The following is a 23,248-nucleotide window of genomic DNA, read 5'->3' as shown; positions in this document are numbered from 1 at the left end:
CGGAACCCCGTGACGCGAAGATCGGCCGGTTCCGGGCCGTGCCCGTGGTCTCCGGCGATGGCCCGAGAGCGCCCTCCCTCACCCATCCCCCACAGATCCCGCCCACCGTGATCTGCCCGCAGGAACGCCTACGAGCCGTCATCGCCCATCACGTGCTCTTCCACCACGTGATCTCCCACGCCAACCGCGCCGGTCTGCTCCGGGACGACCAGAGCACACTGGCCGACATCGCACGAGAGGTAGTCGAGGTAGTCATGGGAACGAGTGACAACACCGCGTCGCCCGGCGCGGCAAACGCCGGCGTCGATAGCGTCGGCGCGGTGAACACCGACACGATCGCCACCCCCGGGGCGGACGCCGAGCGCCTCCGCAACGCCCTGGTCGACCAGCTCCGCGCGGAGGGCCACGCCCGCACGAGCGCCGTCGAGACCGCGTTGCGGACCGTGCCCCGCCACGTGTTCGTGCCCGACGCGTCACTCGAAGACGCCTACGCCAACACCCCGGTGCACATCAAGTACGACACCGACGGCACATCGATCTCCTGCGCCTCCCAGCCGAGCGTCGTGGCCCTCATGCTCGACCAACTCGACGTCCAGCCCGGCCAGCGCGTCCTCGAACTCGGCGCCGGTACCGGCTACAACGCCGGACTGCTCGCCCATCTTGTCGGCGGGAGCGGACACGTGACCACCCTCGACGTCGACGACGACCTTGTGGAGGGCGCCCGCGCACACCTCGCCGCCGCCGGGATCAGCAACGTCGAGGCCGTGACCCGCGACGGAGCACTCGGCTACACCGAGGGAGCACCGTACGACCGGATCATCGCCACCGTCGGCGCACACGGCGTACCGCACGCCTGGCTGCGGCAACTCGCCCCCGGCGGACGGCTCCTCGTCCCCCAGCGACTCAAGGGCTCGGTCTGTCGCTCCATCGCCTACGAGCAGCGCGATGGCCGCTGGGTCTCCCTCGGCAGCGAGATGAACACCTTCATGCCGCTCAGGCGGGGCATCGCCGACGACGACCGCCGGGTCATCCCCCTCGGCGCGGACGGCACTGTACGACTCCAGGCCCCGGCCCGGCTGAACATCGACGCCGACGCCCTTGCCGATGTCCTCGACCGGCCGCGCACCGAGGAATGGACCGGCATGACGGTCCAGGCCATGGAGTCACCGGAGTGGATGGAACTCTTCGTCACCTGCTCCCTCCCCTCCGGCCTGATCCGGATGTCGTTCCCCCGGAGCGCCAAGGGCGGCCTGCTCACCGAGGACCCCTATCCCTCCTCCACCGCTGTCGTGGACAAAGGCGCCATCACCTACCTGGCACGGCGCCCGTCGAAGGAGAAGACCCCCGAGGGCGGCAAACTCTGGGAGTTCGGCGTCATCGGCCACGGCCCCGGCAGCGACGAGTCGGCCGCGAAGGTCGCCGATGCCATCCGCACCTGGGACCGCGAATACCGCGGCCGCGAAGCCACGTTCGAGATCCGGCCCCTTGACGCCCCCGCCATCGAGCGGCGCCCTGGCCTCTTCGCTCTCGACAACCCGCTGAACCGGATCGTCGTCGACTGGCGGTGATGCCCGGCGCACAGCCGCCCGACGCGATCAGGAACCTCGTCGACCGGCCGCACTCGTAGATCGGCAGCCCGCCCCGGAGATACCGGGAACGTCACGCGTGCGACCGTAGCGGCGGACCCGACCACGTCCGGCCGACTCCGGTCGGGTCCCAACTTCCGCGTCCTGAACGTCAGTTCCTCAGCGTCAGTTCCTCACCGTCAGATAAACCCACCCACCCCACGTACTCACATTGCCCGCGTCTCCCGCGCTCGCCACATACTCACTCCGCACCCGGAACCTCTGATCGACCGCGTTCGTGAGGCTCAGGCTGGTGGTGCCGACGCTGCCCGTGGCCAAGGTGAAGCAGCTGGACGTGGTGAGCGTGTGCCAGGCCTTGTTGTAGTACTCCTGGGCCTGGAAGCGCAGGCACTGCCCGGACTTGTCCGGCGTCACCGTGCCGGTCACCCGGGGCTTCACCGTGTGGTGGTAGACGCGGTACGTCACCGTGCCGTACTTGGTGCTGGTGTAGTAGCCGCCCAGCTTCTCGGCGATCCCCACCTGGTCGTGGACGGCGCGGGTGGCCGTCGCCGGGGCGTAGCGGTAGTCGCCCGCGAAGGACGCCGTGAACGTCGTGTTGCGGGTGAGCTTGTACGTCGCCTTCAGGTTGCCCTTGCTGTCCACGGCCGCCGTCTTCACCAGCGTCTTCCTGCCGCCGGCGGGGGTCGCGTAGATCGACACCGTACGGCTGTCGTACGTCGTGCCGAGGTGGGCGGTGACGGTGGCCGTCGCGCCGTAGGTGTACGTCGACTCGTTGCTGGTGACGGTCACGGCCGTCGCGGCGCGGGACACCTGGACGGTCGAGGACGCGGTGGCCGACTGGTGGGTGGCGTCGTCCGGGTAGTCGACCTGGTAGGTGTCGGCGCCACCGACGGACGGGGTGTCCTTGACGGTGATCTTCCCGTCCGTGCCCACAGGAACCGTCCAGGTGACGGGAGTTGAGGTGTGGGCCAGGTCCGTGCGGGACACGGTGACCGTCTCGCCGGCGGGGTACGGGGCGTCGCCCAGCGTGCCGCCGAAGGTGAGGGCGGCGCCGCGCGTGGCGGTCGTCGGGGCCTTGAGGGTCAGGGCCGGGGTGTACGGCGAGACCATCAGGGACGCGTCGTCGGTCGACGGCTGGTGCTCGGTGTCGCCGGCGAAGGAGAGGTGGTAGGTGAACCATCCCGCGCTGCCCGGGGCGTCGGTGACCGTGAACGCCGAGGTGGCCGGATCGACGGTGACCGAAGGGAGTTGGACCGTCTCGTGGGTGTCCTCGTTCGTCCGGGACACCTCGACGGCGGTTCCCTGGGGGAAGGTCCCGAGGTCCCGCGAGCTCAGGGAACCGCTGAGGACCACCGAGCGGGGCCTCGCCGAGACGACATCCTGGATGACGCCGGTGGACAGCCGGTCCACCTCCACGTTCAGCGAGGTCGTCGCGGGCCGGTGCGCCGCGTCCCCGGCGTACGACACCTGGTAGGTGTACGTGCCCTCGTCGGACCGGGTGTCGGTGATCGAGAACGTGCCGTCCGCGCCGGCCGTCGCGTCGGGCAACTCCGTTCCGTCACGGGTGACTTGGAGCTTCGCTCCGGCCGGGACGTAGCCCTTGGTGGTGAGTGAGCCGGTGAGCGTGAACTGCCGGGTGGGGACCGCGTATCCCGTGAGGTTCAGGGCCAGTCGGGTGTCGGTGAGCTTGGGCGCGCTCAGCACGTTGAGGGTGTAGGCGCCCGAGGCGTCGTGTGTGACGCCGTAGAGGGTCCCTCCGTCGCCTCCCCACATCAGGCCGTCGGCGGCCAGCGTCCCGGCGGGCAACTTGACGTAGTCCTCGGCGAGTTGGGAGCCCGCGTAGAGGTACACCCCGGGCGCCGAGCCCGCCGTACCGCCGACGGCGATCGTGCCGTCGGTGTCGAGGGTGAGCGAGTTGGGCGCGGAACCGGCTCCACCGGTGTAGTACACGGAGGGGTCGGCCATCGCCATGTCCGCCGTGCGGTAGGCCCGCAGCGCGACGTCACCGGAGTCGGCGAGCAGCACCTGCCTGCCGTCGCCGGTCACCTGGAAGCCGGTGCTGGAACCGCCGGAGACCCCCAGGTGCGTCAGGGCGGTCGCCGTACCGGAGGAGACGTCGAAGGTGGCCACGTCGGTGGTGTTGGTGCTCAGCTCCTCGGCCGCGAGGACACCGCCGCCCGTCGCGAGCCGCGGCGCGGCGGGCCAACTGGCCATGACGGACTGGGGTGTTGCGACCGGCTCGGCGGCGGCCGGGTCCACGGACCCGACGGCTCCCCTGCCGTCCACCGTGGCGCCGTACCAGACCTTCCCGCCCGCGACCGCGACGGAGACCGGCCCGCTCCCCGTCCCGGTCGCGTAGCGCGCGGACTCGGTGAGCGTCGCCGTGTCGATCGCGGCGACCGCGTCACCGTCCGCGAGCGCCGCGTACAGCGTGCCGCCGTCCGGGGACAACGCCAGCCCCGTAGCGCCCTGTTCGCCGGTGAGGGTGGTGACGGGGTCGCCCGCCAGGTCCGTCACGACGATGCCGGTCGAACCGGCGCCCTGGCTGAAGAAGAGGTGCTGGTGAGCGGTGTCGACCAGCATGTGCGCGTAGTGGGACAGCGGCAGCGCGGCCGTGCTGTCGGCCCGGGCGGCGATGCCGGTGAGGCCGACGGTTGCGGTGGTCAGCCCGGCGACGACCGATATCGCCGCCGTGAGCGAGACCTGCTTGAGGCGCATGAAGCTCCTGTGGACAGTGTGAACAAGCAGGTCGGACGATAACTCCCGCGAGTGACAGGCTGACCGGCCGGAATACCATCTCCTGGCAAAGAACCTCTGCTACGACGCCCTCTCCCTACGACCTCCTGTCCTTACGGTCTCCTCTCCCTACGACGTCCTCTCCCTAGGACCTCCTCTCCCTACGACGGCTCCCGCACCCCCGTCACCGCCCGCAGGATCCGCGCCAGGTCGTCCGGCGCGGCCCCCAGCCTCACCAGCCGCCCCCCGTCGTCGAGTTCGGCGATGTGCCACCCGCTGGGCACGGTGTCGCCGTCACCGCCCCGCACCCGTCGTACCGTCCGCACGGTGAGCCGTTCCACCGGTATCCGGCGCGCCGCGAACCGGCCCGGGCCCGGGGTCACCGCGGGCGGGCCGGCGCCGAGGGCGATGTGGGTGCCGAAGCCGTGCGGGTTGTAGTCGGTGTGTTCCAGGAAGCGCGCGGACAGGAACACCTCGCCGTCCAACTCGGGGAGTTCCGCGGTCACTTCGGCCGGTCGGGGTGGGCGGACGCGGGTCGCGCGCCAGGCCCAGCCGAAGAGTGCGGCCGTGCCGAGCGTGCCAGCCGCCGCCCACGTGATCGTCGTGGCGGAGGCGAACAGGGTCGTGGGGTGGAGGTAGCACAGGGGGATCAGCCACCCGGCCGTACCGGCCAGCACCAGCGTGAACGGCAGGGCGGAGGGCAGGACTTCGTCGCCGGGGAGGCGGCGGCCGCGCAGGCTCACCAACACCTGGGCGGCGGGGTAGCCCGCGGCGAGGGCGGCGATGGCCGCTACGGCGGCCAGTCCTCCGGCGGACTGGATGCCCTCGTTCCAGACGTACCGCGATCCGGTGATCGCCATCACGTCGCCGTGCCAGAAGGTCAGCCGGACCTTGTCCCCGGCGCGGAAACCGTCGGCCGCCTCGCGCGGGACCATGACGCGCTCGAACGGCCGGCTGTCGGCGAAGTACACCCAGCTGGTCTCCTTGGGCGGGTTCGGGTCGGTCCGCGCGATCACGGCCGGCACGTAGGTCAGACACTCCCCGCGCTCCGCGACCGGCGTCGCCGCGGTGCACGGAACCGCCGCCTCCCACGCCCGCTGGTCCGCCGCGACGCCCGACACGGACGCGGCCACCGCGGCCGCCACGATGAGCAGCGCCACGCACCAGCCCGCCGCCATCACCCGGGCACGCCCGGCCGTGCGGTCCGAGATGACGGGGACGCGCGCCGAAGCCGGCTCCGGGACGTCGGTTCCGTAGCGGTGGTGCAGTGCGCGGAGGGCGTCCAACCGGTCGTGGAATTGCGGGAGTTCGACGAACGATCCCGCCGTCGGCTGCGGCAGGGTCCGCCGGTGTCCGTTCCGCAGCAGCACGCTGACGCGACGGCTCTCGGCGCCCCGCGCGTGGCTCTTCAGCCGTATCTGCAGATCGGCGACCTCGGCCCACGGCACGCTCCACCGCCGTAGCGACGTCCGGGACCGCAGACCGTGCGCGTCGGCGTTCACCCGGGCGGCGACCACGTGGAGCGCCACGAGACCGGCGAAGCCGAGCGACGCGCCGATCGCCAGGGCCGGCGCGTCCGGCCCGCGGAACGCCGTCCACACCGCCGCCGCACCCGCCCCCGCCGCCCCGACCGCGACGGAGGTCCACAGGGCGCGGCGGTAGCGGGGACGGCAGGTCACCTCACGGACTTCGGTCATGCCGACGACTGTGCCCCCGGCACCGGGGCGGGCGCTTGTGGGATCTCCGGCAGTGTTGCGGCAGGCCAGGCTGCCTGCGGGAGGCAAGGAGAAGGCCTGAAGAGGGCGAGAAGGAGGTGAGAAAAAAAGAGGTGCGCGGGATGTTTGAACCGCCGCGGAGCGGTGAGGCGAGCCGAATGCGTGCTTCTCCCACCGCCTCCGCCGAGACCCCCGGCTCCCCCCAGGCCCACGGTCGTACCGGGCCGTCCCCCAGCCCCACCGCCCCCACGGCGGAGCCCACCGCGTCGGTGCGCGGCCCCGGAAAGCAACGCGACCCCTTCTTCGACAACGCCAAGTACCTGGCGATCGTGCTGGTGGCGATCGGCCACTCCTGGGAGCCGCTGCGCTCCGGCAGCCGTAGCGTCACCGCGTTGTACACGCTCGTGTACGCCGTGCACATGCCGGCGTTCATCGTGATCTCCGGATACTTCTCGCGGAGCTTCCGGGCGACTCCGCCGCAAATTCGGCGGCTGCTGGGGGGAGTTGTCGTGCCGTACGTCGTCTTCGAGACGGCGTACACGCTGTACACGCGCTGGACGGACCACCAACCCGACCGCGCCATCAGCCTGTTGGACCCGCTGTATCTGACGTGGTTCCTGGCGGCGCTGTTCGTCTGGCGGCTGACCACGCCGATCTGGAAGCACGTACGCCACCCGCTGCCGGTGGCGCTCGTCATCGCGATGCTGGCGACCTTGTCCCCCTCCATCGGCAACGACCTTGATCTGCAACGGGTGTTGCAGTTCCTGCCGTACTTCGTGCTCGGGCTGTGTCTGAAGCCGGAGCACTTCCAGCTCGTACGGCGGCCGGAGGTACGGCAGTTGGCGGTCCCGGTGTTCGTCGTCGCGCTCGCCGTGGCGTACTGGGCGGTCCCGCGCTTCGACTACGCCTGGCTGTTCCACAACGCGAGCGCGGAGCAACTCGGCGCCCTCGCCTGGGAAGGGCCGCTGATGACGCTGGCCCTGTTCGTCTGCTCGACGCTCCTGGTCGCGTGCTTCCTGGCCTGGGTGCCGCGCCGCCGCACCTGGTTCACCGCGCTGGGCGCGGGCACGCTCTACGGCTATCTGCTGCACGGGTTCGTCGCGCAGGGCGCCAAGTCCTGGGGCTGGTACGACCCTTCGTGGATGCGGGGCCCCCTCGGCGAGGTCACGGTGACCGTGGTCGCCGCGATCGTCGTGACCGCGCTGTGCACCCCGCCGGTGCGGCGGGTCTTCCGGGGCGTGATGGAACCGGAGTTGCGGTGGGCGTTCCGTCGTGACGCAGACGAACTGGCCCGTACCCCTTAGCGAGGGTTGGAGGGGATCGGCGGTCCAGTTCGTGAATTCGCGCTGAATCACGGCTGACACTTCACGGGGATACGCCACCCGTGCGAAAGGAGGCACAACCAAGGACCGAGAGGGAGGGTCAGACGCTGTGCCGGAATCCGGACCACCCGGTCCCGGCACCTCGGTTTCTGTCAACTCCCTTACGTTCCACGGAGGTTGTGCGATGTCCTCTCGCTCTTCCCGTCGCCGTACGCCGCGCTCCGCCTCGGCGCTGACACTCGCGCTCGGCACCGCGCTGGTTGCTCCGCTGCTCCTCGCCGGGACGGCGGGCGCGGCCACGGCACCGGCCACCGCCGCGCTGGGCAACGGCGGCAACGAGGTCCTGTACACGGCCGCCGCGGGCCAGACCAACAAGGTGGTCGTCACCGCGTCGACGACCGACCTCTCGACCATCACGTACGTCATCGACGACGTCGTCACCATCAAGGCGGGCACGGGCTGCGCGTACCCGAGCGCCTCGGACCACACCAAGGTGTCCTGCACGGTGACGACCTTTGACAGTCAAGACCCGTACCCCACCGTGCAGTTGATGCTCGGCAACGGCAACGACACGCTCGCTTACCACAACAAGACGAACCAGACCTACTACCTCGCCTCGATCGACCTGGGCGCCGGCAACGACAAGGCCACCGACGACGGCGGCGTCGACGGGAACTACGTCTCGGGCGGGACCGGCAACGACACCCTCACCCTGGGCAAGTACTCGGTGGGCTGGGGCGACGACGGCAACGACACCATCAAGGCCGCCGCGGGCACCATCGCCCAGGGCGGCAACGGCAACGACACCATCACGACCACCGGCGACGCGGCCGACGGCGGGGCCGGCAACGACGTCATCACCGGTGGCGCGGCCGCCCAGAGCCTGACCGGCGGCACCGGCAACGACCGGATCCACGGCGGCGCCGGGAACGACTTCATCTACGGCGGCACCGGCAACGACGTCCTCTACGGCGACGCCGGCGCCGACACGATCTACGGCAACTCGGGCAACGACACCCTGTGGGGCGGCACCGGCACGGACGTCCTGTCCGGCGGCCCGGGCCACAACGTCGTCCACCAGAACTGACGCACGCCGGACTCCGCGCACCGGCTCAGGGCGTGGTGCAGCCGACCACGGCCCGGGCCGGTCCGCGGAACGCCTCGTCGAACAGGGCCCTACCCTCCGGGAGGATGCCCGCACGGCGAAGCACCTGCGGCGCCGATCACACCCGACAGCTTCAGACCACACCCGACAGCTTCAGACCACACCCGACCGCTTCAGATCGCTCCCGGCGAAGGCCCGCGCGTCCCCGAACGGAAAGAACCACCCGTCCCGCAGCAGCCAGACGCTCCCACCGGCCGGCAGCCTTCCAGCGCCGGCCCGGCGCGACAACTCCTTTCCCAGCTGTCACAGCCATGTCATACGCTGCTCCCGGCAGCCGCGCCCCGCGCGTCACCGCGTCTCTCATCCGCGGTCACGTCCGGGTGTTGCGCGGCGCTCTCAACTCCCGGTCTCCTGACCGGTTTTCCTTGTGGGGGGAACAGCACGTGCGGATGCGCAGCATCTCGACCGCGACAGCGCTCGCGGTCCTTCTCGGCTCGGCGGCGCTCAGCGTCGTAGCGACAGGTACGGCCTCGGCGGCGACCGCCAACGTGACCACGCCCGGCGGCCTCGTCGCGGACGGCGCCCTCAAGCGGGTGTTCGTCGGCGACGGGTCGGCCGGGACGGTCGCGGCCACGGACTACTCGGGCAACGTCCTCGCATCGGTCGGCGGCATCAGCGGGGTCACCGCCCTGGCCGTGTCCGACGACGGGACCACCGTGTACGCGGCGGCCCAGGGCACGCACGAGATCGTGGCGCTCGACGCGGCCACCCTCGACGTCAAGGCCCGCTATCCGGTGGCCACCACTGTGGGCCCGCGCTATGTCGCCTTCACCTCGGGCAAGCTCTGGTTCACCTACGGCGACCAGTGGGACAGCAACGTCGGCTCGGTCGACCCGGCCGTGGACCCGGCGAGCGGCACCGACCCGGTGACGCTCGGCCAACAGCCCGACGGCATCTCGATCGACAACCCGGGCTTCCTCGACGCCGCCGCGTCCAGGCCCGGTGTCCTCGCCCTCGGCGAGACCGGCATCTCCACCGACTCGATGGCCGTCCTGGACGTCTCGGGGGCCACCCCGCAGAAGGTCGCCTACTACTTCGGCGACTACTCGCTCAACAGCGGTATCCACGACATCGACCTGGTGCCCGGCGCCGACGAGGTGCTGGTCAACGGCGCGGTGCGGGACGCGTACGCGGACGGCAAGTTCACCCAGTCGGGCACCTATCCGAGCGGGCAGCAGGCCGACATCGCCCCGGACGGGACGGTCGCGTCGGTCAGCGGCACCTCGGTCACGACGTACCGGCCGAACGCCACGAAGGCGATCCGCACCTACAACGTCGGCTCCTTCGACACGGCCGCCCTGGCCTGGGCCCCGGACAACTCGCGGATCTTCGCGCTCGTCGGCAGGTCGGGCGGCGGCTACACGCTCAAGGCGCTGACCGACCCGGAGAAGAACGTCCCGACCCTCACGGTCAGCGCGCCCTCCTCCGCGCCCCGCGCCAAGAAGCTCACCGTCACCGGCAAGCTCTCGGCGACGGTCGCGCTCCCGGCCGGTGCGAAGCTCCAGGTCACGCGCACCGACCTGGAGTCCACGAAGGGCAAGGCGCTGCCCGCCGTCACGGTGAAGGCGAACGGCACCTACTCCTTCACGGACACCCCGCCGGCCGGCGGCACCGTCACGTACAAGGTGAGCTACGCGGGCGACGCCGGGCACGCGGCGGTCAGCGCCTCCGACAAGGTCGCCGTCTCCCGCTCGGCCACCACCCTGAGCCTGAACAACAACGGCAAGCTGTACGCGTACGGCGCCGACGTGAAGTTCACCGCGCACCTCGGCAAGACGTACAAGAACCGCACGGTCGCGATCTACGCGGACCCCTTCGGCGGCGACAAGCCGAAGAAGCTGGTCAAGACCGGCAAGGTCAACTCCAGCGGCAACATCTCCGTGACCGTGGACATGACCCGCGACACCGCCGTCTCCGCGGTCTTCGCCGGTGACGCCCGCTACGCCTCCAAGACGGTGAAGGCCACGGGGTACGCCAAGGTCAAGGTCTCCACCGCGATCACCAAGCACTACAAGAAGGCGAAGATCGGCTCGACGTCGTACTACTGGTTCCACAAGAACTCGGCGCCGGTCGTCACCACGACGATGACCTACTACCAGAACCGCCAGGAGCGGCTCGACCTGCAGGTCTACTACAACGGCAGGTGGTACGACTCCGACTCGGAGTACTTCGCCCTGAACTCGAACGGCAAGGTCGCGGTGAACCTCGGCGCCCCGGGCGAGTCCGGCATCAAGGCCCGCATCCGGGCCGCGTACATCAACGGTTCGTCCGGCGACAACGTCAACTCGACGACGTACACCGGGTGGAAGTACCTGTACTTCTCCAACTAGCACCTGTTTCCCCGGGCGTCGGGGTTCACGGGGTGCCTGGGCAGCCCCGCTTCGAGGACCGTGTGTCCTCGGGGCGGGGCTGTTCGCGTGTCCGCCGGCTACACCGCGTCCAGCCCCGTCATGAGCTGCCCGTACGCCCCCTCCGCGGCCGCGACCGCGTCGTCGTACGCCTCGTCGGCGGTGCGTCCTGATGTGATCGTCCGCCAGTTCTCGTGCCCCAACTCCTGCTGTACGGCGATCAGATGGGACGCGGCCAGGCGTCTGACGATCGGTGGCGCGGCGCCGGAGCCGGTCGGCAGGGCGTCCGCGAGCGCGTCGATGTCCTGGCTGGTGTACCGCTGTCTCATGCCGACGCGGAGGGTGGGCGTGCGGTAGATGAGGTCCTGGAAGGACAGGATCTCGGGGTGGTCGTTCAGCCCGGTGATCGGGTCGCGGGCGGCGAGTCCGGCCAGGAAGTGGTCGCGCAGGGCCGCGGTCGGGGTCAGCCCGGCCGGGCGCTCCCGCACCACGCGGGCCGCCTCGCCGAGGTGGTCGGCGAAGCGGTGCAGGACCAGGTCCTCCTTGGTCGGGAAATACCGGAACAGCGTGGCCTTGGAGACCTCGGCCGCTGCCGCGACCTCGACGACGGACACCTCGTCGAAACCCTGGGCGCGGAAGAGGCGCAGGGCTTCCTGAGCGATGAGGTTCCGCGTGCGTTCCTTTTTTCGCTCGCGCAGACCGGCGGGTTCGTCCATGCGAGCAAGTTTACACGGGAGATGAGGCTCGGGATTGAATGAGACCGAGAATCTTCTGAGACCTGGTTGCATTTTCTCGTCCGCCGATGTTCCATGGATGCACGACGACGAGAGGACCCCTCATGACCGACGACGGTGTTCGGAACGACGGTGTGCTGATCGTGGGCGCCGGGCCGACCGGGCTCACGCTCGCCATCGAGCTGGCCCGGCGCGGTGCGGGGGTGCGGATCGTGGACGCGGCCCCGGTCCCGCACCGGGAGTCCCGGGGCAAGGGCCTGCAGCCGCGCACCCTGGAGGTCCTGGAGGACGTCGGCATCACCGGGCGCGCCCTCGCGGCCGGGACGACACGGATGCCGTTCCGCAAGTACTTCGACGGCGCGCACGTGAACGACACGGACCCCTTCGCGGACGCCCGCCCCACCCCGGACGCGCCGTACGAGCGAGGGGTGCTCATAGGGCAGTGGCAGGTGGAGAAGCTCCTGCGCGAGCGGCTCGCGGAGTTCGGGGTCGGCGTCGAAGGCGGCACGGAGGTCACCGGGTTCGAGCAGGACGAGGCCGGTGTCACGGCCGTCCTCGCCGACGGCGGGCGGATCAGGGCGGCCTATCTCGTCGGCTGCGACGGCGGGCGCAGCCGGGTCCGCAAGGCGATGGGGGTGCGTTTCGACGGCACGACGGACGAGACCCAGTCGATGGTCGTCGGTGACGTCGGGGCCGAGGGGATCAGCCGGGACGTCTGGCATCAGTGGTTCGCGTCGGACGGGAGCGGAGTGATGCTCTGCCCGATGCCCGGCACGGACTCCTTCCAGTTCCAGGCCGGCCCCGAACTCGACGCGAGCGGCGACCCGTTGCCGCCGTCGCTGGAGAGCTTCCAGCGGATCTTCGACCGGTACGCGCAGGTGCCCGGCATCACGCTGACCGACCCGACCTGGCTCTCCCTCTGGCGGGTCAACGTCCGCATGGTCGACCGGATGCGCGTCGGCCGGGTCCTCCTGGCCGGGGACGCCGCCCACATCCACCCGATCGCCGGCGGCCTCGGCATGAACACCGGCATCCAGGACGCCTACAACCTGGGCTGGAAACTCGCCCTCGCGACCGCCGGGCAGGCGGGCCCCGGCCTGCTGGACACCTACGAGGAGGAGCGCCTCCCGGTGGCCGCCTGGACCCTGGGCATCAGCACCGACCTGTACGCCCGGGTACGCGAGGCGGTCAAGGAACCCGGCACCGGCGTCGAGGCCGCCGCCCCGCCCCCGATGGGCACCGGCTACCGCTGGAGTTCCCTCGCCGCAACCACCCATCCCGCGGCCATCGGTGACCCCGCCGTCCTGCGCCCCGGCGACCGCGCTCCCGACGCCCCGTGCCTGGACGCTTCCGGCAGCCCGGTCCGGCTCTTCCAGGTGTACGCGGACCCGCGCTTCACGCTGCTCGGCTTCGGGGACCAAGTCGCGGACGCGGTCGGCAAGTTGGGGGCCGAGCACGGTGGTCTGCTGCAGGCGTTCACGGTGGACGGCGGCGGTGATCTGCGGGACCACGAGGGCCACGCCCGTCGCGCGTACGGCATCAGGACCTCCGCCCCCGCCCTCGTCCTGGTCCGCCCCGACAACCACATAGCGCTGCTGACCCAGGACCCGGCAGAAGTGGCGGGCTACCTAACCCGAATCACCACATTCCCCCCGAAAGAGTGATACTCGGAGTATGAGCATGGCAACGTATGAAGTGCTGGCCGCGTCGCACAACACGCTCGACGTGGGCGCCGCCTTTCTCGGTGGCCTGCTGATCGCGGGCGCGCTGGTCTGGGCCATCCATTTCGGCATGAAGGTCCGGGACCAGGAACTTCCACGGCCGCTCCCCGAGGAGCAGCCCCACCTCCCCGCGGGCGGTGCCGTCCACGAGATGAGCGAGATGCGGGAGCCCGACGAGATGCCCGTCGCCTCGGAGGAGAAGGAGCGGCTGATGCCGTACCAGCTCCATCACTCCGGGACCAGGACGGGCAAGGACCAGAACCGGCTGCGCTGGCTGCCCGGGAGGAGCGGTTCCTTCGGCGGGGGCGGCATAGGCCACGTGTGACCACGGGGTGACGGGGTGACGGGGTGACCGTGTGGCCTCAAGCCTCCGCGGCGGGCAGCGTCACCTCGAACCGGCAGCCGCCCGACACGTTCCGTACGGCTGCCCGTCCCTGATGCGCCTCGACGATCCCGCGCACGATGGCGAGACCCAGCCCGGCTCCGGCGGGCGGGGTCCGGGCGTGCGTGCCGCGCCACCCCGTGTCGAAGACGCGCGGCAGATCGTCCTCGGGGATCCCGCCGCAGCCGTCCGTCACCGACAGCACGACCCCGTCGGCGGTCCGCTCGGCGGCGATGGCCACCGTGCCGTCGGCGGGCGTCCGGCGGATCGCGTTGACCAGCAGATTCCCCAGCACCCGGCTCATCTCCTTGCCGTCGACCTCGACGGGCACCGGTTCGATCCGGTCGCCGACCAGCCGTACGCCGTGCTCGCGCGCGAGCGGGTCCGCGCCGGCGAGGGCGTCGCCGATGAGGTCGTACAGGGACATGCGGGAGCGGGTGAGGGCGAGCGAGCCGGCGTGGATGCGGGAGAGTTCGAAGAGGTCGCCGACCATGTCGTTGAGGCGTTCCACCTCGGTGCGGATCTGGCGGAGGTAGCGGCCGGGATCGGCGGCGACCCCGTCCTCCAGGGCCTCGGACATGGCGCGGAGACCGGCCAGCGGGGTGCGCAGGTCGTGCGAGATCCAGGCGACGAGTTCACGGCGGGAGGACTCCAACGCCCGTTCGCGGTCGCGGGATTCGGCGAGCTTGGCGCTGGTGGCGGCCAATTCCCGGCTGACGTCGGCGAGTTCGGCATTGGCGGGGCGGGCCGGGGCGGAGTAGTCGCCGCCGTCGCCGAAGTCGCGGGCGGCGAGGACGAGTTCACGGCTGCGGGCGACGACCCAGCGGCCGAGCAGCAGGGCGGTGAGCAGGGAGACGACGGCGGCCATCGCGACCACGGTCGTGACCACGGACAGATCGTGCCGGGACAGGAACATCGCCTGCGCCACGGCGAGCGTCCCGGCGAGCATCGCGGTCACGGCGACCGCGGCGACGACGGACACGGACGCGGTGAGCGAGCGCCGCCGCAGCAACCACAGGGCACCGGCCCCGAGCACTCCGGCGGCAGCGGCTCCGAGAAAGGCGAACAGCGCGATGAGCAGGGCGTCACGCATGACCGGTCACTCCCCCTCGGTGCCGGTGGGATCGAAGCGGTACCCGATCCCCCACACCGTCTGGATGAACCGCGGCCGCCCCGGATCGTCCTCGACCTTCCCGCGCAGCCGCCGTACGTGCACGGTGACGGTCGACAGATCACCGAAGTCCCACCCCCACACCTCGCGCATCAGATCCTCCCGCCCGTACACCCGCCCCGGATTCCGGAGGAAGAAGGCGAGAAGGTCGAACTCCCGGTGGGTGAGGGAGAGTTCGGCACCGTCCTTGGTGGCGCGGCGGGCGGCCCGGTCGAGGGTCAGTCCCCCGGCGCTGAGCGGGGTCGCGGGTCCGACGGGCGACCGGGACCGCCGCAGCACGGACTCCACGCGCAGCACCAGCTCCCTCGGGCTGAACGGCTTGGTGACGTAGTCGTCGGCCCCGACCTCCAGCCCCAGGATCCGGTCGTCCTCGTCCCCCCGGGCGGTCAGCATGATCACCGGCACGGGCCCGCGCCCCCGCATCCGCCGGCAGACCTCCAGCCCGTCCATCCCCGGCAGCATCAGATCGAGCACGACGAGGTCGGGCCAGTGGGCGTCGGCCCGGGCCAGCGCCTCCGGCCCGTCGGCGGCCCGCTCCACGACATACCCGGCCCGGTCGAGATACCCGGAGACCACCTCGGCGACGGTCGGATCGTCATCGACGACCAGCACCCGGGCGCCGACCGCCCCCTCGGCCTTCCCGGCCTTCTCGTACGACTGCTGCATGCGGCCAGCCTCGCACCACGACGCCTCCGACGTGCCGCCCGCACCGGCTCCGGGCACCGAACGTCCGTGTTTCGTAAGATCCGGGGCCGGCCGCGTCGCAAGGGGCTACGCCGGTACGCCCGTCCCGCGCCGCCGGCCTGAAGGGGGCCGTGGCGGCGGGACGGGCGGGGGTGGTGGCGCGGGTCTCTAGCGCCTCGCCCCGGACGCCGCCGGGTCGTACACCGCCAGGGCCCAGATCACGAACACGTCCACCGCGATCATGATCACCGACCAGATCGGGGCGTACGGGAGGAACATGAACTGGAGGATGGCGCTGAGGCTCGCGAGGACGATGCCGCAGACGCGGGCCCAGCCCATGCCGCTGAGGATGCCCCAGCCGGTGATCACGCCCACCGCGCCGAGGCAGATCAGGATGACGCCCCAGCCGGTGAGGTTGATGCTGTAGACGTACGAGCCGACGCGGGTGTACACGTCGTCCTTCGCGAGGGCGGAGATGCCCTGGAGGATGGCGATGACACCGTTCATCAGCATCAGGACACCGGCGAAGACCGCGCCGCCGGCCGCGAGGCCGCCGCCGGACGGGGGCGCGCCGCGGCCCCGGGTGCCGGGGGCCTGGCCGGAGTCGTTCCAGGCCGGGGGCTGCTCCTGGCCGCCGGCGGACGGCGAGTGCGGCTGCTGCGTCGAGTGCGGCTGCTGGGTCATGGCCGTACCCCACCTCTCTGTGGTGTGTGGTGCTTCGACCATCCGGCCGCCCCACCCCCTCCACCAGGGGGGTTACGCCATACGGGTGACACCCGACGGGGCGCCCGGTTCGGGCCCCGGACCCGGTTCCGCCGCCAGGAACTCCACCACCGCCAGCGCGAACAGCAGCGCGAGGCCCAGCCCGACCACCACCCACCCCGTCGGACGCGACCACAGCAGATACACCAGCAGCGCCCCGCCCACCAGCACCCAGCCGATCCACGCCCGGTACCGGCGCACGAACGGCCCCACCGGCCCGGTCCGCAGCCCCGCCCCGTCGGCCACCGCCCGTACCGCGCCGATCCCGGACGTCCACAGCCGCCGTACAAGACCGGCCCGGCGGCCCGGGCCCGTCAGCCAGGCGGCCAGCGCGACCACCACGCCGAGCGCCACGACCATCCGTACGCTCGTGTGCAGGAACCGGGTCAGCGCGTCGTACACCGCGGCGGCCGCCCCCGGTGACACTCCCGCCGGGAGGGCGTCCAGGTAGACGGCGCGGAAGATCCGTAGCGCGATGCCCAGCAGGGCCGTCGCGGCGGCCACGCCCAGCGCGCCCGTCACCAGCGCGCGCCGCCTCCGTCGCGCCAGCAGGACGCCCGCCGCGACCAGCAGCACGGCCACCAACGGCAGCCAGGTACCGGCGAGTTGGAGGAGGCGGAAGTACGTCTTGTACGTGTCGAGGTCGTCGCTCTTGAGGAGCGTGATCGACGTGTGGATCTCGGGGAGCTTTCCGGCGACGGTCATCCCCTCGTCGACCAGCCGCTGTTTCACCTGGTCCACCACCGGCCCCACGTCGAGCGTCACCGCGCCGTCGTCGAGCCGTACCGCACCGCCCCCGCTGCCGGTCAGGGCTTTGTCCACAGTGCTGTGGACACGGCGGTTCGCGTCCTTCCAGATCGTGGCGAAGGCGCGCGACGCGGCGACCGCCTGCGCCTTGTCGTGGACGAAGGCGCGGACCGAGTCCTCCAGCGAACCGCCCAGCGCCCCCAACGCCTTTTCCAGCAGCGGTCGTTGGGCGGGCGCCACCCCGGACAGCAGAGCGGTGAGATCGAGGCGGTCCATCACCGCCGACGTCACCCGGTTCGCGACGGCGTTCTGGATGTCCGGGTCGGAGGCGAGCGGCGCGACGGTCTTCACATAGCGGTCCGTGTCCCCCACCGTGTCCGCCGTCCACGCGGCCACCACGCCGAGCGGCGCGAGCACACACCCCACGATCACCAGCACCACGGCGAGCAGCGAACGCACCCGGTGCCGCGGCCGCCGCTCCGCCTCCAGCTCGGCCACCCGCGCCCGCAGCCGGTCGAGTTCCGTCACCTCTGCCTCCTCCGCGCGTGTGCCTCCCAGCGCATCCCCGATGGCCCGGGGCCGCGAGCAGTGCCGCGCCGTTCGGGTGACGCCGGCATGCGGCCGTACGGCATCGGAATTTCACTGGAGGGACGACCCGACCGACCCACGGAGGCGACATGGCCCGGAACAGGCGCGCTGCGGTAGGTGCGGCGGCAGCTGTGGCCCTCGGCCTAACCTCTCTGGCCGGGTTGACCGGTTGTTCTGACGACAGCTCTCCGGCCTCGGTCGCCAGCAAGGCCGCCTCCGCCGTCGCGTCCGTCGGCGCGCAGGCCACCGGCGCGATCGCGTCGGCCACCGCCGAGGCCGGCCGCAAGCTCGACGACGTCAAGAACGGCGTGGACGCGAAGGACGCCGTCCACCTCGCCGCCCCCACCACCGACTCGGCCGGCCGCAGCACCGCCGAGGTCACCGTCGACAACACCGCCGGCTCGGCCAAGTCCTTCGCCGTACAGGTGGAGTTCAAGGACGGGGGCGGCAATCTGCTCGACACCGTCGTCGTCACCGTCTCCCACGTCCCGGCCCACAAGTCCGCCACGGCGACCGCCCGCAGCAACCGCAAGCTGTCGGGCGGTGTGAAGGCCGACGTCGGGACGGCGCTGCGGTACTAGGCCAGTACTAGGCCGTGTCCGCGAAGTCCCGCCTGCCTCGGGCGTAGATTGAGGCCGAGGCGGGACGGCCTTCTTCCGCGTCCGCCGGTGCGTACGTACGTCAGCCGCGCGGCGCGGCCAGAACGACGGGAGCCAGCCATGAAGCCGAATCGCTCCATTCCGGCGTCGACGGTCATCCCCGTCCTGGTCTATCCCGATGTCCGCGAGGCGGTCGCCTGGCTCGGTGCGGCCTTCGGGTTCGCCGAGCGGGTCCGGATCGGGGAGGACCACCGCGCACAGCTCGCGTTCGGCGACGGTGCGGTGATCGTCGCGGACGTGGGGCATGACCGCCGCCCGCCGCGCCCCGGCGAGGTCACCCACGCGGTGACGGTCCGGGTGGAGGACGTCGGTGCCCACTACGAGCGGTCCCGGGACCATGGCGCACGCATCATCATGGAACCGACCGACTTCGAGTACGGCGAACGGCAGTACACGGCCGAGGACCTCGCGGGCCACCGGTGGACCTTCTCGGAGACGCTCGCCGACGTCGCCCCGGAGGAATGGGGCGGAACGTCCGTCGCGACCGGTTGACGCGTCCTCGGTGCCGCCGCGTGCGGCCGAGGAAGGCGAGGGGTCTGCCGTGGACCTGCTCCATCGCGGTGCCGAGCACGGTGTACGCCGGGCCGTCGGCGGCCGCGCGGAACGGGGAGCCGGCGCCCTCCGTCCCGACCGTCACCTTCGCACCCCAAGGGGCCGCGTCCGCAAGGTGTTTGGCGAGTGCCTCACTGGACCGCGCCGGAATCCGTGCCAGGTGGCCTGCCAGGGCACCGGCGGTCGGCAGCCACATTACGCAGCCCGCCTGACGGCGGACACGCTCGGCGTAGGAACGGGGATGTTGGGGTCAGGCCATCCAGAAGAAGACGGCGGTCATCCGCTTCTCCTCCAGCGTGCTGCCGTGGTAACCGGTCGCGCTGTGCACGAGGTTGGCGTGGTAGAGCAGCAGGCTGTTGTACTTGTGCGGCACGCGCACGTCCTCTTCAAAGGCGTCCGGCGCCACGAACCGCGTACCCAGCGCCTCGACGAGGTTGTTGTGCGGGGCCTGCACGACGTTGCCGCCGAGCCGTCCGCCCGGGAGGTGCTGCCGGTAGAAACTGGTCCCGCAGTCCTTCGGCACGGAGGGGTTGAGGTACAGCACGGCGGCGTACCGGCACAGGGACCGGGAGTCGGTGTGCGGCCGGGGCTCGCTCTCCCCCTCCCCCACGACCTGGATGCAGTTGTGGTTGAGGGTCCCGCCCCCGGGCGCCTTCTGCACCCACAACTCCTTGGCCCCGGTGGCCTGCTTCACCAGCCGCTCGATCCGCCCCATCTCGGACGGCTCAAGCCCCGGCATGGTCCGCAGCCCCGGCCAGGTCTCCGACGTGTACGGATACCCCTTGACCCAGTCGTCCTTCGCGAGACACCGCTCCCGTACGGCATCCACATCCGGAAGCACGTCGTTCAGCACCCAGTAGTCACGGCCCTTGGTGGGCTTGCGGTACGGGAGGACGGGGAGAGGGGCCTGCTGGCGGGCCCGCTGCTGGGGGTGTGGGGGGAGTGGGGGCATGGGGCCGAACGTATAGCGGGGGTTCGCCAATGCTGTGCCATACACCGGTCAACATTCCGTCAACGACGGGTAGTTGAAGGTCAAGGCCAGGGGGTGGATCAGGAACGGCGAGAGCCAGCTCACACCCACCCCTGTCACATTCCCAGGGCCCGTTCCGTCAGTGCTGTGTAACCACCAGCCACGACAGAACAGAGGAGCCCACCATGGGTGCTCGACTGAACCCCTTCGGCAGTCCGCTCGCCGGTAAGGCGCTGAAGCACTTCATCGCCGCGGGCAAGGTCATCGAGGATTCGACACTGCCCGGCGCCACTCAGGAGCTGGTCAAGCTGCGGGCGAGCCAGATCAACGGGTGCGGATTCTGCACCGACATGCACAGCAAGGACGCGGCCGCCGCGGGTGAGAGCGCGGTGCGGCTCAACCTCGTCGCCGCCTGGCGGGAGGCGACCGTGTTCAGTGAGGCGGAGCGCGCCGCGCTGGAGCTGGCCGAGGAGGGGACCCGGATCGCGGACTCGGCGGGCGGGGTGTCGGACGACGTGTGGGCGAACGCCGCCAAGCACTACGACGAGGAACAGCTCATGGCGCTCGTCTCCCTGATCGCCCTCATCAACAGCTTCAACCGGATGAACGTCATGCTCACGATGCCCGCCGGCGACTACCAGCCAGGTCAGTTCGCCTGACGCGGGCCGAGGAGCGGCGCCGCCAACGCCAGGGCCGGTGCCGGTGCCGGTGCCGGTGCCGGTGCCAGGGCCGGTGCCGCGGCGGTACGGCAGCCACGACGACCCGGTTGGCAACCGGAGTTGCTGTCCGTCACTTGTGACGCGCCCCACTCGGGCTTTACCAAAACCAAAGACTTCGCGCGCTTCCCGGATCCGTACTTCTGACTGTCCGTACCGCCGACGGGCGGTCCACGACACAGGAGGTACGGTGCGCTTTTCGCGGAACGCGACGGGAACGATGGTTGTGGGCGGTGCCCTCAGCCTGACCCTCGTCGCCCTGGCCTATCCGGCAATGCTGGGCGTGACCACGGTCTCCAGCGCTCCCGCTCGCGTGATCGCCAACACGCAGTGGGGGCCGCTGACCGAGGCCGACCGCGACTTCGTGGTCAAGGTGCGCGCGGCAGGGCTGTGGGAGTACCCCGTCGGCCAGATGGGACTGAAGAAGGGGGCGAGCCCGGCGGTCATCACCGCGAGCAAGCACCTGATCGACGGGCACGCGGCGCTGGACTCCACGGTCCGCAAGATCGCCCCCATGCTCAACATCACGATCCCGAACCAGCCCAGCCCGCAGCAGCAGGGGTTCATCAACACCCTGAACGGCGACAGCGGCAAGCAGTTCGACACGGACTTCGCCAACATCCTGCGGGTGACGCACGGTTCGATCTTCGCCACCATCGCGAAGATCCGCGGGACGACCGAGAACACCCTGGTGCGGGTCCTGGCCAACCAGGCCAACGCGACGGTCCTGGACCACATCACCGTGATGGAGGACACCGGACTGGTCAACTTCAGCCAGGTCCTCTTCCAGGAGACGACCCCGCCGAAGCTGCCCGCCGTGGACCTGACCCCGCCGCCCCCGCCCGCGGGCCAGCCGGAGGTGGTGCTCACCCCACCGGTGAACAGCACCACCCAGCCGCCCGTCCTCCCGGGCGAGGCGTCACCCAGCTCCACCCAGACCCCGACCGTGGGGTGACCCCGCTACACCCCCAGCCACACGGTCGTGTCCGGCCCCAACTCACCGCCGCCCGCCGCCGGTTCGCTGCTCAGCAGCACCTCCCCCGGCGGCAGGGCGACCGGCACGTCCGACAGGTTGGTGACACAGCGCCAGCCGTCGGAGCGCGCGAAGTGCAGCACCCCGGGCGGGCTGTCCGGGGCCCAGGTCAGCGACTCCCCTTCGAGCAGCTTGCGGCGCAGCCGCAACGCCGTGCGGTAGAGCTCCAGGGTCGAGCCCTCCGTCCCGTCCTGTGCCTCCACGGCGTACGACGCGAAGCTCGCCGGCTGCGGCAGCCACGCAGGCCCCGCCCCGAAGCCGTACGACGGACCGGTCGACGTCCAGGGGAGCGGTACCCGGCAGCCGTCGCGGCCCTTGTGGGTGTGGCCCTGCTGTTCCCAGATGGGGTCCTGGAGGACCTCGACGGGCAGGTCGGCGACCTCGGGCAGACCGAGTTCCTCACCCTGGTAGACGTACGACGAACCGGGCAGCGCCAGCATCAGCAGGGTCGCGGCGCGGGCCCTGCGCAGGCCTGCGGCCGTATCGACCGGTGGCGTGTGGCCGTTCGACAGGAGCCAGGTGTTGGGGTCCGTGCCCGGTGGCAGCATCAGGCGCGAGGCGTGGCGTACGACGTCGTGGTTGGACAGCACCCAGGTGGCCGAGGCGCCCGCCGCGCGGGCCGTGGCGAGCGAACCGGTGATCACCTCACGCAGCTGCTCCGCGTCCCAACCCGCCTCCAGGTACTCGAAGTTGAAGGCCTGGCCGAGTTCGTCCGGGCGGGCGTACAGGGCGCGGCGGGCGGCCGGTACCCAGGCCTCGGCGACCGCCATGCGGGGCGGGGTGTAGGTGTCGAGGACCGTACGCCGCCAGTCGCGGTAGATCGCATGGACCGCGTCGCGGTCGTAGTAGGGGTGGCTGCCGGGCGGGATCGAGTCGAGGACGTCCTCGGAGTTCGCCGCGATGGGGCCCACGTCACGGAGCGGCTCGGTGAGGTCCTTGGCGAGGGCGTGGGCGACATCGACGCGGAAACCGTCGACCCCCCGGTCGGACCAGAAGCGGAGCGTGCTGCGGAAGTCCTCCCGGACCTCCTCGTTGTCCCAGTTCAGGTCGGGCTGTTCGGGGGTGAAGAGGTGCAAGTACCACTGCCCGTCGGGGAGTTGGCGCCATGCGCTGCCGCCGAACACCGACGGCCAGTCGGTGGGCGGGAGTTGGCCGTCCTCGCCGCGTCCGTCCCGGAAGACGTAACGGTCGCGGGCGGCGGAACCGGGCGCGGCGGCGAGCGCCTCCTGGAACCAACTGTGCAGCCGGGACGTGTGGTTCGGCACGATGTCGACCATGACCTTCAGGCCGAGCCGGTGCGCCTCGGCGACCATCGCGTCGAAGTCGTCGAGGGTGCCGAGCCGTGGGTCCACGTCGCGGTAGTCGGCGACGTCGTAGCCGCCGTCGGCGAGTTCGGACGGGTAGAACGGGCTGAGCCAGAGCGCGTCGACGCCGAGCGCGGCGAGATGACCGAGGCGCTGGGTGATGCCCTGGAGGTCCCCGAGTCCGTCACCGTCGGCGTCGGCGAAACTGCGCGGATAGACCTGGTAGACGACGGCTTGACGCCACCAGTCCGGGTCACGGGAGGACAGGTCGGTCACGTGGTCTCCTTATGAATTCCCGCTGCGCTGACGGAAGTTGACAGTCAACTTCCGGTAGACCCACGATGTGCACACGC

Annotated in this window: 18 protein-coding genes and 1 pseudogene; 10 read left to right on the top strand and 9 right to left on the bottom strand. The window is 71.1% G+C overall.

All coding sequences use genetic code 11. From position 1 onward, the window contains the following. Positions 1–128 precede the first annotated feature (128 nt). Positions 129–1,568: pseudogene (gene fxlM, locus R2B38_RS20935) on the top strand (methyltransferase, FxLD system); the annotation flags it as partial. Positions 1,569–1,751: 183 nt separating this feature from the next. Here the strand turns inward: fxlM and R2B38_RS20930 are convergent. Both R2B38_RS20930 and R2B38_RS20925 read right to left on the bottom strand, forming a co-directional pair. Then, positions 1,752–4,304 (bottom strand): hypothetical protein, encoded by a 2,553-nt coding sequence (locus tag R2B38_RS20930; RefSeq protein ID WP_318017591.1) that lies wholly within the window; start codon positions 4,302–4,304, stop codon positions 1,752–1,754. Between the two features lie 179 nt (positions 4,305–4,483). Continuing rightward, entirely contained in the window at positions 4,484–6,019 is a 1,536-nt protein-coding gene (locus R2B38_RS20925; protein ID WP_318017590.1) for a PH domain-containing protein, read from the bottom strand. Positions 6,020–6,195: 176 nt separating this feature from the next. Here R2B38_RS20925 and R2B38_RS20920 point away from each other — a divergent pair, with 176 nt between their 5' ends. The 3 genes from R2B38_RS20920 (at position 6,196) to R2B38_RS20910 (ending at position 10,854) form a co-directional block, all read left to right on the top strand. Further along, on the top strand, positions 6,196–7,341 hold the full coding sequence (locus R2B38_RS20920; protein ID WP_318017589.1) for an acyltransferase family protein: 1,146 nt from the start codon (positions 6,196–6,198) through the stop codon (positions 7,339–7,341). A 202-nt stretch (positions 7,342–7,543) separates the two neighbouring features. Beyond that, on the top strand, positions 7,544–8,446 hold the full coding sequence (locus tag R2B38_RS20915) for a calcium-binding protein (protein ID WP_318017588.1): 903 nt from the start codon (positions 7,544–7,546) through the stop codon (positions 8,444–8,446). A 467-nt stretch (positions 8,447–8,913) separates the two neighbouring features. Beyond that, complete coding sequence (locus R2B38_RS20910) at positions 8,914–10,854, top strand: Ig-like domain repeat protein (RefSeq protein WP_318017587.1); 1,941 nt, start codon at positions 8,914–8,916, stop codon at positions 10,852–10,854. Positions 10,855–10,952: 98 nt separating this feature from the next. Here the strand turns inward: R2B38_RS20910 and R2B38_RS20905 are convergent, their stop codons facing one another. After that, a complete protein-coding gene (locus R2B38_RS20905) occupies positions 10,953–11,588 on the bottom strand; it encodes a TetR family transcriptional regulator (protein WP_318017586.1) in 636 nt (211 codons plus the stop codon). Between the two features lie 122 nt (positions 11,589–11,710). Here R2B38_RS20905 and R2B38_RS20900 point away from each other — a divergent pair, with 122 nt between their 5' ends. After that, complete coding sequence (locus tag R2B38_RS20900; protein ID WP_318017585.1) at positions 11,711–13,270, top strand: FAD-dependent monooxygenase; 1,560 nt, start codon at positions 11,711–11,713, stop codon at positions 13,268–13,270. A 10-nt stretch (positions 13,271–13,280) separates the two neighbouring features. Then, complete coding sequence (locus R2B38_RS20895; RefSeq protein ID WP_318017584.1) at positions 13,281–13,652, top strand: DUF6479 family protein; 372 nt, start codon at positions 13,281–13,283, stop codon at positions 13,650–13,652. Between the two features lie 37 nt (positions 13,653–13,689). On the opposite strand, the gene R2B38_RS20890 is transcribed toward R2B38_RS20895, so the two are convergent. The 4 genes from R2B38_RS20890 to R2B38_RS20875 form a co-directional block, all read right to left on the bottom strand. Continuing rightward, complete coding sequence (locus tag R2B38_RS20890; RefSeq protein ID WP_033284090.1) at positions 13,690–14,802, bottom strand: sensor histidine kinase; 1,113 nt, start codon at positions 14,800–14,802, stop codon at positions 13,690–13,692. Positions 14,803–14,808: 6 nt separating this feature from the next. Then, positions 14,809–15,546: a response regulator transcription factor gene (locus R2B38_RS20885; protein WP_318017583.1), complete on the bottom strand. Its 738-nt coding sequence runs from the start codon at positions 15,544–15,546 to the stop codon at positions 14,809–14,811. 186 nt (positions 15,547–15,732) lie between these two features. Then, a complete protein-coding gene (locus tag R2B38_RS20880; RefSeq protein WP_318017582.1) occupies positions 15,733–16,248 on the bottom strand; it encodes a hypothetical protein in 516 nt (171 codons plus the stop codon). A 72-nt stretch (positions 16,249–16,320) separates the two neighbouring features. After that, positions 16,321–17,601, bottom strand: a complete 1,281-nt coding sequence (locus R2B38_RS20875; RefSeq protein ID WP_318017581.1) for a hypothetical protein — start codon at positions 17,599–17,601, stop codon at positions 16,321–16,323. Positions 17,602–17,750: 149 nt separating this feature from the next. Here R2B38_RS20875 and R2B38_RS20870 point away from each other — a divergent pair, with 149 nt between their 5' ends. Continuing rightward, positions 17,751–18,242 carry a hypothetical protein gene (locus R2B38_RS20870; RefSeq protein WP_318017580.1) on the top strand — a complete coding sequence of 164 codons (492 nt, stop codon included), beginning with the start codon at positions 17,751–17,753 and terminating at the stop codon, positions 18,240–18,242. 138 nt (positions 18,243–18,380) lie between these two features. After that, positions 18,381–18,812, top strand: coding sequence for a VOC family protein (locus tag R2B38_RS20865; RefSeq protein WP_318017579.1), 432 nt, complete (start codon positions 18,381–18,383; stop codon positions 18,810–18,812). A gap of 310 nt (positions 18,813–19,122) precedes the next feature. Here the strand turns inward: R2B38_RS20865 and R2B38_RS20860 are convergent, their stop codons facing one another. Then, positions 19,123–19,824 (bottom strand): DUF6445 family protein, encoded by a 702-nt coding sequence (locus R2B38_RS20860; RefSeq protein WP_318017578.1) that lies wholly within the window; start codon positions 19,822–19,824, stop codon positions 19,123–19,125. A gap of 203 nt (positions 19,825–20,027) precedes the next feature. On the opposite strand from R2B38_RS20860, the gene R2B38_RS20855 reads away from it, so the two are divergent. Then, complete coding sequence (locus R2B38_RS20855; protein WP_318017577.1) at positions 20,028–20,501, top strand: carboxymuconolactone decarboxylase family protein; 474 nt, start codon at positions 20,028–20,030, stop codon at positions 20,499–20,501. Positions 20,502–20,784: 283 nt separating this feature from the next. After that, complete coding sequence (locus tag R2B38_RS20850; protein ID WP_318021751.1) at positions 20,785–21,513, top strand: DUF4142 domain-containing protein; 729 nt, start codon at positions 20,785–20,787, stop codon at positions 21,511–21,513. A gap of 5 nt (positions 21,514–21,518) precedes the next feature. On the opposite strand, the gene R2B38_RS20845 is transcribed toward R2B38_RS20850, so the two are convergent. Further along, a complete protein-coding gene (locus tag R2B38_RS20845) occupies positions 21,519–23,171 on the bottom strand; it encodes a glycoside hydrolase family 13 protein (RefSeq protein ID WP_318017576.1) in 1,653 nt (550 codons plus the stop codon). Between the last annotated feature and the right edge of the window lie 77 nt (positions 23,172–23,248).

This window comes from Streptomyces sp. N50 (genome assembly GCF_033335955.1).
In the GTDB taxonomy this organism is placed as follows: domain Bacteria; phylum Actinomycetota; class Actinomycetes; order Streptomycetales; family Streptomycetaceae; genus Streptomyces.
This window is presented reverse-complemented; position numbering and strand designations above follow the sequence as displayed.

Bases quoted from the DNA above. Each gene is read 5' to 3' on its own strand.
- R2B38_RS20930 (WP_318017591.1), bottom strand. From the start codon at position 4,304: ATGCGCCTCAAGCAGGTCTCGCTCACGGCGGCGATATCGGTCGTCGCC.
- R2B38_RS20920 (WP_318017589.1), top strand. From the start codon at position 6,196: ATGCGTGCTTCTCCCACCGCCTCCGCCGAGACCCCCGGCTCCCCCCAG.
- R2B38_RS20855 (WP_318017577.1), top strand. From the start codon at position 20,028: ATGGGTGCTCGACTGAACCCCTTCGGCAGTCCGCTCGCCGGTAAGGCG.
- R2B38_RS20865 (WP_318017579.1), top strand. From the start codon at position 18,381: ATGAAGCCGAATCGCTCCATTCCGGCGTCGACGGTCATCCCCGTCCTG.
- R2B38_RS20895 (WP_318017584.1), top strand. From the start codon at position 13,281: ATGAGCATGGCAACGTATGAAGTGCTGGCCGCGTCGCACAACACGCTC.
- R2B38_RS20925 (WP_318017590.1), bottom strand. From the start codon at position 6,019: ATGACCGAAGTCCGTGAGGTGACCTGCCGTCCCCGCTACCGCCGCGCC.
- R2B38_RS20890 (WP_033284090.1), bottom strand. From the start codon at position 14,802: ATGCGTGACGCCCTGCTCATCGCGCTGTTCGCCTTTCTCGGAGCCGCT.
- R2B38_RS20885 (WP_318017583.1), bottom strand. From the start codon at position 15,546: ATGCAGCAGTCGTACGAGAAGGCCGGGAAGGCCGAGGGGGCGGTCGGC.
- R2B38_RS20910 (WP_318017587.1), top strand. From the start codon at position 8,914: ATGCGCAGCATCTCGACCGCGACAGCGCTCGCGGTCCTTCTCGGCTCG.
- R2B38_RS20905 (WP_318017586.1), bottom strand. From the start codon at position 11,588: ATGGACGAACCCGCCGGTCTGCGCGAGCGAAAAAAGGAACGCACGCGG.
- R2B38_RS20860 (WP_318017578.1), bottom strand. From the start codon at position 19,824: ATGCCCCCACTCCCCCCACACCCCCAGCAGCGGGCCCGCCAGCAGGCC.
- R2B38_RS20900 (WP_318017585.1), top strand. From the start codon at position 11,711: ATGACCGACGACGGTGTTCGGAACGACGGTGTGCTGATCGTGGGCGCC.
- R2B38_RS20880 (WP_318017582.1), bottom strand. From the start codon at position 16,248: ATGACCCAGCAGCCGCACTCGACGCAGCAGCCGCACTCGCCGTCCGCC.
- R2B38_RS20915 (WP_318017588.1), top strand. From the start codon at position 7,544: ATGTCCTCTCGCTCTTCCCGTCGCCGTACGCCGCGCTCCGCCTCGGCG.
- R2B38_RS20870 (WP_318017580.1), top strand. From the start codon at position 17,751: ATGGCCCGGAACAGGCGCGCTGCGGTAGGTGCGGCGGCAGCTGTGGCC.